At 72.1% G+C, this 14170-nt stretch carries 13 protein-coding genes; 6 read left to right on the top strand and 7 right to left on the bottom strand.

Features of this window, described 5'->3' with window-relative positions; all coding sequences use genetic code 11:
• Nucleotides 1–150 precede the first annotated feature (150 nt).
• The 4 genes from NLX83_RS18305 to NLX83_RS18290 all read right to left on the bottom strand — a co-directional run bounded on the left by NLX83_RS18305 (nucleotide 151) and on the right by NLX83_RS18290 (nucleotide 4492).
• Nucleotides 151–1404 carry a glycosyltransferase gene (locus tag NLX83_RS18305; RefSeq protein ID WP_254236295.1) on the bottom strand — a complete coding sequence of 418 codons (1254 nt, stop codon included), beginning with the start codon at nucleotides 1402–1404 and terminating at the stop codon, nucleotides 151–153.
• A complete protein-coding gene (locus NLX83_RS18300) occupies nucleotides 1401–2345 on the bottom strand; it encodes a hypothetical protein (protein ID WP_254236294.1) in 945 nt (314 codons plus the stop codon). The genes NLX83_RS18305 and NLX83_RS18300 overlap by 4 nt, the downstream gene beginning before the upstream one ends.
• Before the next feature lie 231 nt (nucleotides 2346–2576).
• Nucleotides 2577–3884, bottom strand: a complete 1308-nt coding sequence (locus NLX83_RS18295) for a hypothetical protein (RefSeq protein WP_254236293.1) — start codon at nucleotides 3882–3884, stop codon at nucleotides 2577–2579.
• On the bottom strand, nucleotides 3881–4492 hold the full coding sequence (locus tag NLX83_RS18290; protein ID WP_254236292.1) for an RNA polymerase sigma factor: 612 nt from the start codon (nucleotides 4490–4492) through the stop codon (nucleotides 3881–3883). The genes NLX83_RS18295 and NLX83_RS18290 overlap by 4 nt, the downstream gene beginning before the upstream one ends.
• Before the next feature lie 84 nt (nucleotides 4493–4576).
• On the opposite strand from NLX83_RS18290, the gene def reads away from it, so the two are divergent.
• The 6 genes from def to NLX83_RS18260 all read left to right on the top strand — a co-directional run bounded on the left by def (nucleotide 4577) and on the right by NLX83_RS18260 (nucleotide 9168).
• Nucleotides 4577–5131 carry a peptide deformylase gene (gene def / locus NLX83_RS18285; RefSeq protein WP_254236291.1) on the top strand — a complete coding sequence of 185 codons (555 nt, stop codon included), beginning with the start codon at nucleotides 4577–4579 and terminating at the stop codon, nucleotides 5129–5131.
• Nucleotides 5128–6054 carry a methionyl-tRNA formyltransferase gene (fmt, locus tag NLX83_RS18280; RefSeq protein ID WP_254236290.1) on the top strand — a complete coding sequence of 309 codons (927 nt, stop codon included), beginning with the start codon at nucleotides 5128–5130 and terminating at the stop codon, nucleotides 6052–6054. Before def ends, fmt begins: the two co-directional genes overlap by 4 nt.
• Nucleotides 6051–7481, top strand: coding sequence for an RsmB/NOP family class I SAM-dependent RNA methyltransferase (locus NLX83_RS18275; protein WP_254236289.1), 1431 nt, complete (start codon nucleotides 6051–6053; stop codon nucleotides 7479–7481). The genes fmt and NLX83_RS18275 overlap by 4 nt, the downstream gene beginning before the upstream one ends.
• A 99-nt stretch (nucleotides 7482–7580) precedes the next feature.
• Nucleotides 7581–8204: a GNAT family N-acetyltransferase gene (locus NLX83_RS18270; protein WP_254236288.1), complete on the top strand. Its 624-nt coding sequence runs from the start codon at nucleotides 7581–7583 to the stop codon at nucleotides 8202–8204.
• On the top strand, nucleotides 8201–8788 hold the full coding sequence (locus tag NLX83_RS18265; protein WP_254236287.1) for a GNAT family N-acetyltransferase: 588 nt from the start codon (nucleotides 8201–8203) through the stop codon (nucleotides 8786–8788). Before NLX83_RS18270 ends, NLX83_RS18265 begins: the two co-directional genes overlap by 4 nt.
• Before the next feature lie 2 nt (nucleotides 8789–8790).
• On the top strand, nucleotides 8791–9168 hold the full coding sequence (locus NLX83_RS18260; protein WP_254236286.1) for a hypothetical protein: 378 nt from the start codon (nucleotides 8791–8793) through the stop codon (nucleotides 9166–9168).
• Between the two features lie 135 nt (nucleotides 9169–9303).
• On the opposite strand, the gene NLX83_RS18255 is transcribed toward NLX83_RS18260, so the two are convergent.
• From NLX83_RS18255 to NLX83_RS18245, 3 genes are all read right to left on the bottom strand, one after another.
• A complete protein-coding gene (locus tag NLX83_RS18255; protein WP_254236285.1) occupies nucleotides 9304–12948 on the bottom strand; it encodes an nSTAND1 domain-containing NTPase in 3645 nt (1214 codons plus the stop codon).
• Between the two features lie 230 nt (nucleotides 12949–13178).
• Entirely contained in the window at nucleotides 13179–13586 is a 408-nt protein-coding gene (locus tag NLX83_RS18250) for an acyl-CoA thioesterase (protein ID WP_254236284.1), read from the bottom strand.
• Between the two features lie 12 nt (nucleotides 13587–13598).
• A complete protein-coding gene (locus NLX83_RS18245; protein ID WP_254236283.1) occupies nucleotides 13599–14153 on the bottom strand; it encodes a CGNR zinc finger domain-containing protein in 555 nt (184 codons plus the stop codon).
• Nucleotides 14154–14170: the final 17 nt, after the last annotated feature.

The raw sequence follows: 14170 nt of genomic DNA, 5'->3' as shown, positions 1-14170 counted from the left end.
CCGTCTTCAAGTACACCCCACCCCGGCTCCCGGCGTCGCTAACCGCAGCAAACCCCGTGGCACGTCAGGGGTTTGCTGCGGTTAGCGACTATTTGAGGTGGGGTTGGGGGTACTTGAAGACCTACGTACCTGGGCGGCGGAGGTGGGCGGTCACGCGGAGCGGGGTAGGTCGGCAGGGCGCTCCGTCGCCTCGATCTTCGGCACCAGGCGGAGCCTGCCCTGCGCGTCCGCGATCACCTTGCGGTACAGGGACTCGAAGCGCTCCAGGGTGGCGGCGAGCGCGTGCTCGGTGATCATGTCCGCGCTGGCCGCGCCCATCCGGCGGAGCATCTCCTCGTCGCCGAGGGTCTGCGCCAGCCGCGCGGCGAGCACGAGCACGTTGCCGGGCGGGAACAACCAGCCGTTGTGGCCGGGGCGCACCAGGTGCGGCAGGGCCATCGCGTCGGCGGCGATCACCGGCTTGCCCGCGGCCATCGCCTCCATCGTGACCAGGCTCTGCAGTTCGGCGATGCCCGGCATGCAGAACAGGTCGCAGCGCGCGTACGCCTGCACCAGCTCCTCGTCGCTGATCCGGCCGAGGAAGCGTACGCGGTCGGCGATGCCGAGCTTGCCCGCCAGGTCGGCGAGGGACTTCTCGCAGCTGCCGCCGCCGACGATCTCCGCGCGGACGTCGACGTGCTCCGGCAGCTTCGCCAGCGCGCGCAGCAGCTCGTCGACGCGCTTCTCCTCGTCGAGGCGGCCGACGAACAGCACGGTCTTGGCCGCGCCCGGGGTCCGCGCGACGGGCGTGCCGCCCCGGTACTTCTCGATGTCGATCCCGCAGGAGATCGCCAGCGCCTCCTGGCCGAGCTTGTTGGCGTGCAACAGCTCCACGGCTCTGGGCGTCGGGGCGGTGACCATCTGCGCGCGGCCGAAGACCTTGGCGAGGTCGCGCCACGCCAGCTTCGCGGCGGTGCTGCGCAGCCAGCGCGGGACCTTGGCGTGGGCGAAGAGGTTCTCCGGCATGAAGTGGTTGGTGGCCACGAGCGGAATTCCCAGCGCCGGCGCGGTTTTCGACAGCGCGCGGCCGACGACGAAGTGCGCCTGCACGTGCACCAGGTCCGGGCGGATCTGCCACAGCAGCTCCTCGGTCTCCGCCTTCGCCTTCCACGGCACCGAGAACCGGAAGTCGTCGTAGAACGGCCAGCGGTAGGACTTCAGGTGGTGCACGGTGATGCCGTCGACGGCGTTCACCCCGGCGAGCATGGGCGCGCCCGCGGCGGGCGCCGGGCACAGCACGTGCACCTCGTGACCGACCGAGGCGAGGCCGACCGCGAGCCGGTGGGCGAAGTTGGCCGCGCCGTTGACGTCCGGCGGGAAGGTGTCGGCGCCGATGACGATCCGCAGGGGACGGTTGCTGGTCATGGTTCGGTCCTGTCCGTGAGGGGTGACGTGGCGTGAGCGGCGGCGAGCACCCGCTCGTGATCGGGAGCGCCGCTGTCGGGCCCGCCCGGTGGTGCGGAGTTCTTGTTGTCGCGCAAGGCGATCAGGGTGACTCCGGCGAGCGCGACGGCCGCGCAGGCCAGTTCGAGGACGGCGATGGCCGGGCCGGTGCCCGCGGCCTCGCCGAGCAGGCCGACGCCCATTCCCACCGCGACGAGCGGATCGACCACGGTCAGGCAGGCGACCACCATGTGCGGCGGGCCGCTGGCGTAGGCCTGCTGGACGCACCAGCCGCCGACCAGCAGCGCGGCGACAATGCCGAGCAGGGCGAGCGGATCGACCTCGCCGCTGAGCTGGAAGCGTTGGGACACAAGACGAATGAGGACCGAGATCAGTCCATAGGAGACACCACCCGCGACACCGAGGGCGAGGCAGCGGCGGCCGCCGGAGCTCAGCGCGCCGAGCAGGCCGAGCACCGCGAGCAGGCCCGCGCTGATCAGCAGCGCGTCGGTGACCGCGGTGAGCGGCGCGAGCACCGAGCCGGTGTTGCCCGCGGCGAGCACGACGAACACACCCATGCCGAGCGTCGCCGTCAGGACGGGCGCGAGTCGTTGCAGGGTAAGGGATTCGCCGGACTGGCGGGCGTCGAGCACGGCGGCGAGCACCAGGGCGAGCACCCCCACCGGCTGCACCACGATCAGCGGACCGATCGCGACGGCGACCGCGTGCAGCGCGGTGCCGCCGACGAGCAGCGACAGGCCGAGCAGCCAGCGCCGGTCGCGCAGCAAACCCAGCAGGGAGGCCATTTTCAGCGTCTCGCCGGTGCCCGCCGCACGGACGGCGCTGTGCTGCAACCGCGCCGCTCCCGCATAACAGCAGGCGCCGAGCGCGGCCAGCACCACGGCCGGCACGGTCAGTTCCATCACACGACCAACTCTTGTGCGCGCCGTCGTTCGGAACCATCAGGGAATACTCCCGGACTACCCGGAATCACCCCGCAACCATTTCGGGGGATGGCTGAGGGACTCTCAGTGGCACCTGAGGATCACCCCCCAGGGTTTCTTCGGGGTAGCCACAGCATCGCTTCGGGATGTACGGCGAAGGACGGGCGCCGGACCATTCGCCTCCGACGCCCGTTCGTGTGCTTGACCTGCTCAGAGGTAGGTCACCACCACCGTTCTGGTGCTCTCGCCGCCCTTCGGGGTCCGTTCGGTGATCTCGGCCTGCAACGGCCCGCTGAGGGTGGAGGAGCCACGGCCCCCGGTGACCGTTCTCGGGTCGAGGGGCTGGACGACGAAAATCCCGTTGCCCAGCACGGTGGGCAGGCGTTCGCCGGACCTCTTGTCGATCAGCGTCAGCTTGGTCACCTCCGGCAGCACCCGGCCGGCGCGCGTGCTGATCTCCAGCTCCGGGGTGCCGAGGTAGCCCGGCACCACCGGGCGGTCCGCCGACGGCGCGGGCCGCTGTTCGTCCAGGTCCCTGGGCGGGATGGACCAGAACCCCGGCGCCGCGCCCGCGGTCCGGCACACGCCGATCTGCTCCCCGGACCGGGCGACCAGCGTCCTGCCGTGCTTTCCGAGGTCCAGCGCCAACGCGGGTTCCCACGACTCCGGATCGGGGGCGGGACGACCGGTGTTCGCGGCGGCGGCGACGCACGCGGACAGCTCCTGGCCGAGCGCGGAGTCCCGGTTCGCCCGGATCGGCCGGTCGGTGACGGTGAGGACCGGGGTCAGCGCGGGGCGGCGATGGCCGAGCTTGGTCACCCGGTGCCGCCTCATCCCGTTGGAGGTCAAGGAAAGTGCGCCCGGACTCGTCAACGTCGGTAGCACGAAGAGGCCGTCGACGACGGTCGTTCCCTCCCTGTGGTACGACGTTTTCGGGACTCCGTCGCGGACCAAGTACTCCTCGGCGGTCACGGTGACCGTCACGCTGTCGCGGCTCGTGCTGCCCGCGAGGAAGCCGAACCGGGAGACGGCGTGCAGCTGGACGGCGTGGTCGTTGGTGGCGTCGGGAACATCAGAGTGCAACAGGTGCACCTGGGTCCTGGTGGTGTGGCAGAACAGCGGCCTGCCATCGGTGCGGATGGCGGTGACGTCCCCGCCGTTCTGGGATGTCCGGAACACCGCGCGCCAACGGGATCGGTCGCCGAACCGGTCGCCACCGGCCTGACGGCAGCGGTCCAGGTCCGCGTCCTTGTGCTTGACCATGCTCGCGACGATCCGCTCGTGGTCCTTCTCGTTGAAGTTCGGTTCACCGCCGGGCAGCGGCCCCTCGTCGGCCGCCCCGAACAGCAGCGGGCCGCCCACCGCGGTGCCCGCGACCAGGGTCATGGTGGCGAACAGGGCGCCGAAGGAGACGCGGGGGCGGCGCGGGGAGTTCATCCCGTCGTTGAGCTTGCCGCGCATGCTCATGCGCACCTCGAACGGCAGCGTGCGCTTCGGGGGCAGGTCGAAGTCGCTCATCGGGAGGCTCCCTCGGGGAGGACGGCACGCAGTTTCGCTCTGGCGCGGAAGATGCGGGCGCGCACGCTGGACTCGGCGATGCCGAGCGCGGTCGCGGCGTCCGCGAAGGACAGTTCGCCGAGCAGGCACAGCTGCACGGCCTCGCGCTCACCCCTGGGCAGCCGGGCGACTGCGGCCAGCACCTCGCGCAGCCTGCGGTCGTCGTCCACCCGCTGGGCGACCCCGTCGGCGTGGTCGCGCACGGCCGCGGGTTCCGGCAGCCGGTCGACCGCGCGCCGGAAGCGCCGCAGCCTGCGGGACTCCGTGCGGGCCAGGTTGCCCGCCACCGTGAACAGCCAGGGCAGCGCGCTCTCGGAGACCAGGACCAGCTCCCCGCACTTGCGCCATGCGGTCAGGAACGTGCTCGAGGCCAGGTCCTCGGCGGTGGCCCACGAGCCGGTCAGCCGGTACGCGTGGTTCCACACGGCCTCGGCGTGCCGTTCGAACAGCTCACCGAAGGCGTCGCGGTCACCGTTGGCCGAGCGCAGCCACAGTTCGCGGTCGCCGGGGGGTTCGGTCACCAGCACGCTCCGTTCCGTCACCGCGAGCAGCCTCGTCGCAGTCGTCATACCCGGGGAGTGGCCGGTCCGCCCACCGCCGTTGCGTCGAGTTCAGCTTCGTAGACTGACGGGACCCGTTCTGAGAGGAGCCCCGTGACCGTTCAGCCCGTCCGCTTGTTCGGCGATCCTGTGCTGCGCACCAGGGCCGCCGAGGTGGTGGACTTCGACAAGGAGCTGCGCGGTCTCGTGCGGGACCTCTGGGACACCATGGAGGCCAAGGGTGGCGCGGGGATCGCCGCCCCGCAGATCGGGGTGAGCCAACGGGTGTTCACCTACCACTGCGACGGGTTCGCCGGGCACCTGATCAACCCCACCTTCGACGTGGTCGGCGACGAGGAGCAGGACGGGCCGGAGGGCTGCCTGTCCATCCCGGGGATGAGCTGGGACTGCCGCAGGCACCTGCACGTGGTGGCCAAGGGCTGGAACATGCACGGCGAGCCGATCGAGGTGGAGGGCAGCGACCTGCTGGCCCGGTGCATCCAGCACGAGAGCGATCACCTCGACGGGGTGCTCTTCGTCGACCGGCTCGACGCCGAGACCCGGAAGCGGGCGCTGCGGGAGATCCGCGCGGCGGAGTGGTTCGATGGTGGGGTGCCCGTGATCAAGGAGAGCCCGCACCCGTTCTTCGGCCAGGGGGGCGCGCGATGAGGCTGGTCTTCGCCGGGACCCCGGAGGTCGCGCTGCCTTCGCTGCGCGCGCTGATCGACTCGCCGCGGCACGAGGTGGTTGCCGTGGTGACCCGCCCGGACGCGCCAGCCGGTCGCGGCAAGAAGGTGCGCCGCTCCCCGGTGGGCGAGCTCGCCGACGAGCACGGCATCGAGGTGCTGACCCCCGCCAAGGCCGGTGACCCCGAGTTCCTGGCCCGGCTCGCCGAGCTGGAGCCGGACTGCTGCCCGGTGGTGGCCTACGGCGCCCTGCTGCCGCAGCGGTCGCTGGACATCCCCAGGCACGGGTGGGTCAACCTGCACTTCTCGCTGCTGCCCGCGTGGCGCGGCGCGGCGCCGGTGCAGGCCGCCGTGCGGCACGGCGACGAGATCACCGGCGCGAGCACGTTCCGCATCGTGCGGGAGCTCGACGCGGGGCCGGTTTTCGGTGTGGTGACGGAGAAGGTGCGCGAGCGGGACACCGCGGGCGAGCTGCTGGAGCGGTTGTCGGTCTCCGGTGCGGACCTGCTGTTGTCCACTGTGGACGGAATCGAGGACGGCACGCTGGTGGCCGTCGAACAACCCGCCGAGGGCGTCAGCCTGGCCCCGAAGGTCACCGTCGACGACGCGCGGGTGGACTTCACCGCGCCCGCCGCCGCGGTCGACCGCCTGGTGCGCGGGGTGACGCCGGACCCCGGCGCCTGGGCGGTGTTCCGGGAGGAACGGCTCAAGTTGGCTCCGGTGCTGCCGACGGACGAGACTGGCCTGGCGCCGGGCGAGCTGCGCGTGGAGAAGCGCCGCGTGCTCGTCGGGACCGCGACGACCGCGGTGCAACTCGGCGAGGTTCAGGCGCAGGGCAAGAAGAGGATGGCCGCCACCGACTGGGCCCGCGGCAGCCGTATCGAAGCTGGAGAACGACTCGGATGACTTTCAACCAGCCACGCAGGCGGGGCGGCTCGCGGAACTCGGGGCCGCCGCGTGGGCGCTCGGAGGCGCCGCGGCGCCCGCCCGAGCTGGACCCGGCGCGGGTGGCCGCGCTGGAGACGCTGCGGGCGGTGCGCGAACGCGACGCCTACGCCAACCTGGTGCTGCCGAAGCTGTTGCGGGAGCGCAAGATCACCGGCCGGGACGCGGCGCTGGCCACCGAGCTGGGCTACGGCACCAGCCGGGCGCAGGGCCTGCTCGACGCGGTGCTCGCGGCCTGCGCCGACCGCCCTCTGTCCGAAGTGGACGGACGAGTGCTCGACGTGCTGCGGTTGGGCGCGTACCAGTTGCTGCGCACCAGGATTCCCGCGCACGCGGCCGTCGCGTCCAGTGTGGACATGGTCCGGGTCGAGGCCGGTGGCGGCGCGGGCGGCTTCGCCAACGCCGTGCTGCGCAAGGTGTCCCAGCAGGACGAGGCGGCGTGGGTGGAGCAGCTCGCCCCGTCCGCCGAGACCGACCCGATCGGCAACCTGGCGCTGCGCACGGCGCACCCGAAGTGGATCGCGCAGTCCTTCGCCGACGCGCTCGGCGGCGCCCACGGTGAGCTGGCCGACGCCCTCGCCGCCGACGACGCCCGCCCCGGTGTGCACCTGGTCGCCCGGCCCGGCGAGATCAGCGCCGACGAGCTCGCCGCGATCACCGGCGGCGAGCCCGCCCCGTACTCGCCCTATGGCGTGCACCTGGACTCCGGTGACCCCGGTGAGCTGGAGCCCATCCGCCAGCACCTGGCCGCCGTGCAGGACGAGGGCAGCCAGCTGGTCGCGGTCGCGCTCAGCCGCGTCCCGGTCACCGGGACCGACGAGCGCTGGCTCGACCTGTGCGCCGGTCCCGGCGGCAAGGCGAACGTGCTCGGCGCCCTGGTGGCGATCCAGGGCGGCACCCTCGACGCCGTCGAGCAGGCCGAGCACCGCGCGAAGCTGGTCCGCCAGGCCACCGAGGGCCTTCCGGTCACGGTGCACGTGGGCGACGGCCGCGAGCCCGACCTGCCGGAGGGCGCGTTCGACCGCGTGCTGGTGGACGCCCCGTGCACCGGCCTGGGCGCGCTCCGCAGGCGCCCGGAAGCCCGCTGGCGCCGCAAGCCCGAGGACGTCGGCGGGCTGACCAAGATCCAGCGCGAGCTGCTGCGCTCGGCGTTCCGCCTGGTCCGGCCGGGTGGTGTGGTCGGCTACGTGGTCTGCTCGCCGCACCTGTCCGAGACGGTCGGCATCGCCGTGGACGCCGCCCGCCGGGCCAAGTTCGAGGTGGTGGACGCGCGGGAGTACTTCCCCGGCGTGCCCGAGCTGGGCGAGGGGCCGTACGTGCAGCTGTGGCCGCACCGGCACGGCACCGACGCGATGTTCTGCGCGCTGTTCCGCCGTCCGGAGCAGTAGGGCGTTTCGAGCGGTACTCGTGACCGCCCCGTCACCTACCGACGGGTAAGGCTCTCCTAATGTAGGCGAGCCTTGCCTAGGTATGTAACGGAGGATGTCGTGATCGAGGGCTTACCCCCGCCGCTGCCCGTGTCCAGCCGGACCTGGACGTTCCGGGCGGCGGAGCCGGACGCCGGTGACGGCCGCCGCTCGCCGGACGTCGACCTGGTCCACGCGTGGATGCACGAGCCGCACGTCGAGCGGTGGTGGCACGAGGCGTGGCCGAGGCAGAAGTGGGCCGAGGTCGTGCACGCCTTCCGGGCGACCAAGCACGCCCTGCACACGCTGCCCGTCCTCGCCCTGTCGGAGTCGATGGGCGCGGTCGCGTTCCTCCAGGTCTACCGCGTGCCGCTGGACCGGGTCCGGCCGTTCTACTCCTACGAGGAGCACGACCTCGGCGTGCACATCGCCATCGGTGACGAGGCGAAGACCAACCGGAAGCTGGGCCGCTCGATCCTGCGCGACACCTGCCTGGGGTTGTTCGCCGCGGACCCCGAGTGCCGCCGCGTGGTTGCCGAGCCCGACGCGGACAACGTCATGTCCGTGCGGGCCTTCGAAGCCGCCGGGTTCCGGTCCGAGTACACCATCGAGCTGCCGGAGAAGACCGGGCTGCTGATGGCTTTTCCGCGCGGTGAAGCCGATTCGCCGCTGCGCAGGCCCGCGGTCTCCGAGGCCGCGCCGTGACCGGTCTCGCCGTTCCCGCGCCGCCCCTGCCGACCATGCCGCCTCCGTGGTCGGTCCGCGTCGTCGAGCCGGACAGCGCGGACGTCGCGATCGTGCACGGGTGGATGCACCACCCCGCGATCGCCCGGTTCTGGAAGCAGACCTGGACCCTCGAGGAGTGGTCGGAGAAGGTCCGCAGACACCTCTCCGGTAGCCACACCATCCCGTTGTTGTTCTCCCGCAACGGGATTCCGTTGGTGTACACGCAGGTCTACCGCGTCGCGCTGGACCGGATCGGCGAGTTCTACCGCTACCACCCGCACGACCTCGGCGTGCACGTGACCGTCGACCCCGGCAGCATCGGCGCCGGGCTGATGGAGGACGTCGCCCCGGCGATCATCGACGCGCTCTTCGCCGCCGACCCGGAGTGCAGGCGCATCATCGGCGAGCCCAACGCCACCAACGCGGCCGCCGTGCGCAGCGCCGCGGCGTTCGGCTTCACCCCGGTCGGCCGGATCACCCTGCCGGACAAGACGGCCGAGCTGATGGTGCGCCCGAGGACACCGGAGGACACCATCACCCCCGACCTGCTGCTGAGGAGCTGACCATGCCGACGACCTGGGACGAGTCCGGGTGGCCGATCCTGCGCAACCACGTGACGGGCGGCCAGTCCATGGCCGACGTGCAGGCCACCCTGGACCGCATCGGCTCCTACCTCGACCGGGGCGAGCGCTTCGGGTTGATCAGCACCACCACCGGCGTGTCCCGGACCGAGTCCGGCACGGCGAAGCGGCAGGTCGAATGGGCCACCGAGCACGCGGACCGGCTGCGCGGCCTCGTGGTCGGCTGGGCCTCGGTCGTGGCGGCCGAGGAGGTCGAGTGGCAGTCGCAGCGGGTCGCGGGCATGAACAAGCTGGTGCCGTTCCCGCTCGCGGTCTTCGCCACCGACGCCGAGTGCGCCGACTGGCTGCGCGACCGGCTCTAGCGTCGGGCGGTCTTCAAGACCTGCTAACCCTGGCGCGCGCGGCGGGGTTGGGGGCGGTTTGCGACTGCTGTGAGGGGGGTGCGGGGTACTTGAAGACCGCCCAACCTCGGGTGCGGTCGGGTGGTTCGATGGCGGTCAGTGTGCGCAGGGGTCGGTGTAGGGGAGTTGTGGCACGTTCTGCCGCCACAGCTCGGGGGTGAGCACTCCCCGGGCCTGCTCGCACACCCGCTCGGTGACCCGCGCCGCGTCCAGCGTCCACAGCCGCACCGAGCGGTCGGAGCTGGTCGTGGCCAGTCCCTGCCCGTCCGGGCTGAAGGCGACCGACCAGATCAGGTCGTGGTGGCCGGTGAGGGTGAGCCCGTCGCCGGTGGCCAGGTCCCAGAGCCGGACCGTGCGGTGCGAGCTGGAGCTGGCGAGGCGGCGGCCGTCCGGGCTGAACGCCAGCCCGGTGGTGGTCTCGTTGTCCTTGGTCAGCACCCGGCCCGGCCGGGGGCGGGCGCGGTCGCTGATGTCCCACAGCCGGATCGTCCGGTCGCTGCCCGACGTCGCCAGTGACCGGCCGTCCGGGCTGAACGCCCCCGTCCACACGATCCCGGCGTGGTCGGTGAGCGGCTGCCCGAGCTGCTTCGGCGCGGCGGGATCGGCGACGTCCCACAACCGCACCGTCCGGTCAGGGCCGCCGGTGACCAGGGTTCTGCCCTGCGGGGCGAACTCGGCCCACACGGCTCCGGGGTGCGCGCTGCCGAGCTGCCGGGGGCGCAGCAGGTCGCTGGTGTCCCACAGCCGCACTTCCCTGCTGTAGTTCACGGTCGCCATCACGAGCCCGTCCGGGCTGAACGTGACCTTCCACAGGGTGTCGCCGGTGCCGACGTCCAGCTGCCCGGCCATCGTGGCCTTCGCGGGGTCGGTCACGTCCCAGAACACCACCTTGCGGTCATCGCCGCAGCTGGCGAGCATGCGGCCGCCCGGGACGAAGGCCACCGACCGGACGGCGCTCGTGTGGCCGACGAGCGGCGGGCCCCAGGGCTTGGGGCGCAACGGGTCCCGCGTGTCCCACAGGCGCACCGTCCGGTCCTCACCGGCCGTGGCGAGCGTGTGGTCCGTCGAGCGGAAGGCCGAGGTGTGCACGCTGGCGCTGTGCCCGGCGAGCAGGCCGGGAGGCGTGACCCAGAAGCGCAGCGCGGTGTCCTCGCCGCCGGTCACCAGGGAGTTGCCGTTCGCCTGGGTGGCGACGGCGTACACCACGCCGCTGCTGCCCGCGAGCACTTCACCCCTGGGCTTCTGCGGATCGCTGATGTCCCACCGCCGCAGCTTCTTGTCCGGACTGGACGTGATGAGGTGCCCGTTGTCGGGGCTGAACGCCAGCGACATCACCGCGCTGGAGTGGCCGCCGAGCGGCTGGCCGATCTGCCGGAACTCGCGGGTGTCCCACAGCCGCGCGGTCTCGTCGTCGCTGCCCGTCGCCAGCATCGTCGAATCCGCGCTGAACGCGACCGACCACAGCCTGCCCGTGTGACCGGCCAGCGGTTTGCCGAGCGGGGTGGCGGTGGCGAGGTCCCACAGCCGCGCGGTTCCGTCCGTGCTCGCGCTCGCGAGGAGGCGGCCGTCCGGGCTGATGGTCACCGCCCGGATCGAGTCGGCGTGGCTCGACAGCTCACGGGAGACCGGGACCGGGCCCGTCAGATCCCAGATCCTGGTGATGTCGGCCGTGCTGACCAGCGTCTTGCCATCGGGGGAGAGCGCGACCGAGTGCACGGTCCCCGCGTGTGCGGGCAGGGGTGCGCCTCGGAGGCGTGCGCGGGTCGGGTCGCTGACGTCCCACAACCGGATCGCCCGGTCCGCGCCACCGGTCGCGAGCAGGCGGCCGTCCCGGCTGAGCGAGGCGGACATGACGGCGTCACCGTGGCCGGTCAGCGGCTCGCCGAGGGGGGTGCGGGTGACGGCGTCCCAGAGCCGGACCGTCTTGTCCTCGCTCGCCGTCGCGATGAGCCTGCCGTCGCCGCTGGTGGTGAGCGCCCTGATCGTGCCCCGGTGGCCGTCCAGCCTGGTGGTGAACATCGCGTGCTGGGCGGAGATCGTCCGCGAGTAGGCGCTGCTGTCCTCCGGGCGCAGCGCGGCGGCCGCGAGGTTGAGCCGGGCCGCCAGCGAGGGGTCGGTGTCGGTGACCCGCTCGACGGCCGACACCAGCTGGTCGTACCGCGCCTCGTCCCGCTGCTGGAGAACGACCACGGTGGACAGTGCGGCGATGAGCGCGAACACGACGACGACCGCGACCCCGCTCCGGCGCGCCCACCGCACCCGCCGGTCCTGCCGCTCCGACCGGGCGAGGAAAGCCCGCGTCGCCTCCGCGGCGTCCGCCGACACCCACCCCCGCGCGGTGGCCAGCCGCGCGCCCCGGTAGAGCAGGGAGGGGTCGTGCCCGGCGCGGGTCCACGCCTCGGCGTCCTCGTCGACCCGCTGCCGCGCCAGGACCGCCTCGCGGTCCTCGTCGAGCCAGTTCCGCAGCCTCGGCCAGGCCCGCAGCAGGGCCTCGTGGGTGATCTCCACCGAACCCGCGTCCAGCGTCACCAGCCGCGAGGCCGCCAGGCTCTCCAGCGCCGCCGCCTCGGCCTCGCAGCCGGTGAGCTCATCGCGCGTGGTCCGCCTGCGGGTGTCGTTGCCGTCCTTGTCGATGCGCACGAGCCGCAGCAGCAGCGCCCGCGCCGCCCGCTGCCCCGGCTCGTCCAGCCGCGTCCACGCCCGCTCGGCGGTGGCCGCGACCGCGCCGTGGATACCGCCCGTCGCCCGGTAACCGGCGATGGTGAGGCGGTTGCCCTGGCGGCGCTTCCACGTTCCGAGCAGCGCGTGCGACAACAGCGGCAGCGCCCTGGCGTCGGTGCCGAGATCGCGCTGGAGCACCTCGACGAGACCCGGCTCCAGGTGCAGTCCGACGGCCTTGGCGGGCGCCGTGATCGCTTCCCGGAGCTGCTTCTGCGCCATCGGCCCGAGAACGAGCTGCCGATCCTGCAACGCCTCCACCAGTTCCGGGTGGGCCAGGCAGTGGCCGTAGAAGTCCGCGCGGATTCCGATGACGACGACGGCGTCCTCGCTGGCCTTTCGCAGCCGCGCCACGAAATCCTGCCGCGCGTCCTGGTCCGCGGTGAGGGTGAACAGCTCCTCGAACTGGTCCACGATGAGCACGGGAGCCTCGGCCAGTTCGAGTTCGGTACCGGGCGTCACGTACTCGGCGGAATCACCGAGAATCGGCATCAGTCCGGCTTTGAGGAGCGAGGACTTGCCCGCCCCGGAAGCGCCGACGACCATGACGATCCCGCCGTTCTCGCGAGCGGTCTCCACCATGCGGAAAAGGTCCTGGGTGGCCTCTTCCCGGCCGAAGTACCAATCCGAGTCTTCCTGGCGGAAAGACGCCAGTCCGCGATAGGGGCACACATTGATGTCCGGTTCGGTGCGCGCGGTGCCCGCCACCGCCACTTCCCACAGGGAGCGCCAGGAGCTCAGGTCGTACAAACCCGGGACGCGAGGAGCGGACCGCCGCTTGCGCGCCTCGCCGATGAGGATCTCCAGCACGGCGGCGAGCCCGGGGAACCGCGCCGGGACGCTGCGCCCGCGCCGCCAGTCGCTGAGCCGCTGGACGGTGACGCGCACCGGCCTGCCGTCCGCGTCGACCCGGCGGGCCCTGGCGATCGTCTCCGCCACCCGCTTCAGCGGTGGGTCACCCGCCTCCGCGTACAGAAGCGTGAACCGCTCCATGAACGCCCCGCGCGGGTCACCAGTGCTCATGAGGTGACCCTAACGGCCGGAGTTCCGGACCGGAAAGCCGGGGACGGCCTGTGAACTGGTCTTTTGTCCAGTACTCCGGATCACGGGGTTTCGATGTGGCCGTGGCGGCGGCAACTCTTGTTCCAGACGCACTCGCCGGGCAGGTCCTGGGGGAGAGCCCGGGGAGGGCGTCCACCAACGGCCGCTGCGGGGTCTTGGGGGTCTGGGGGACTCAGGGACCCCGCAGCGGCTCAGGGAATCACGAGCAGTGATTCCAGGGCGGGACGCAGAGGCGCGGCGATCTCCCGAGGTCGCCGCGTCTCGCGTTCGACGAAGACGTGGACGAAGTGGCCCTCGGCCAGCAGGTCGTCATCACGGTAGAGCCCCAGTTCGTAGCGCACGCTCGACCTGCCGAGGTGCCCCACCCGCATTCCTACCGCGATCGTCTCGGGGAATGCCGCGGGTGCCTTGTAGGAACAATGCGATTCCACGCAGAGGCCGATCGTCTTTCCGTTGTGGATGTCCAGTCCGCCGATCTCGATGAGCCAGGTGTTGATCGCGGTGTCCATGAACGAGTAATAGGCCGCGTTGTTCACGTGGCCGTAGATGTCGTTGTCCTTCCACCGCGTCGGCACATCCTGCCAGTGGGCGTAGCTCACGCTTTCCCCTTTCTACGTGGTTTTGTGCCGCGCGTAGTGCTGCCGCGCTTTCGCCCTGTTGCCGCACCGGGCCATTGAGCACCATTGCCGGTTCCTGGCCGGGGAACGGTCCACGAAGCGCAGGCCGCAGGTCTCCGAGGCGCAGATCCGCAATGCCGAGGACTCCAGGAGCAGCGTGATCGCGTCCACCGCCGCGGCGCCCAGTGCCGAGGCCACCGGGTCGTCGGGGGCGGGGACGTGGGCGACCGGCTCGCGCCGCTCCGTCAGGCGCACCTGGACCGGCGGCCGGTGCTGCCGTGCCGCCCACGCGTTGAGCGCGGTGACGTCGGCCTCGGCCAGGTCGCCGCGGGTGACCCGGTCGATCACCTCGCGCAGGTCCCGCGCCGCGTCGAGGTAGGGCTCCGCCTGCGCCGCGCCGACGTCGGCGAGCTCGGCCAGGCGCAGCCACTCCGCGAGCGCGTCGGCGTCGTCGAGCAGCTCCCGATGGCCGGTCTTGCGGTCGCGCAGCGTGTTCACCAGGTCGACGCTCGGTCGCCCGCCGTCCCAGATCCAGTCCCGCTTGGCCATCGTCCCTCCTTGTCCGG

Origin of the sequence: Allokutzneria sp. A3M-2-11 16, from assembly GCF_024213555.1 — a bacterium.
GTDB lineage: Bacteria > Actinomycetota > Actinomycetes > Mycobacteriales > Pseudonocardiaceae > Allokutzneria.
This window is presented reverse-complemented; position numbering and strand designations above follow the sequence as displayed.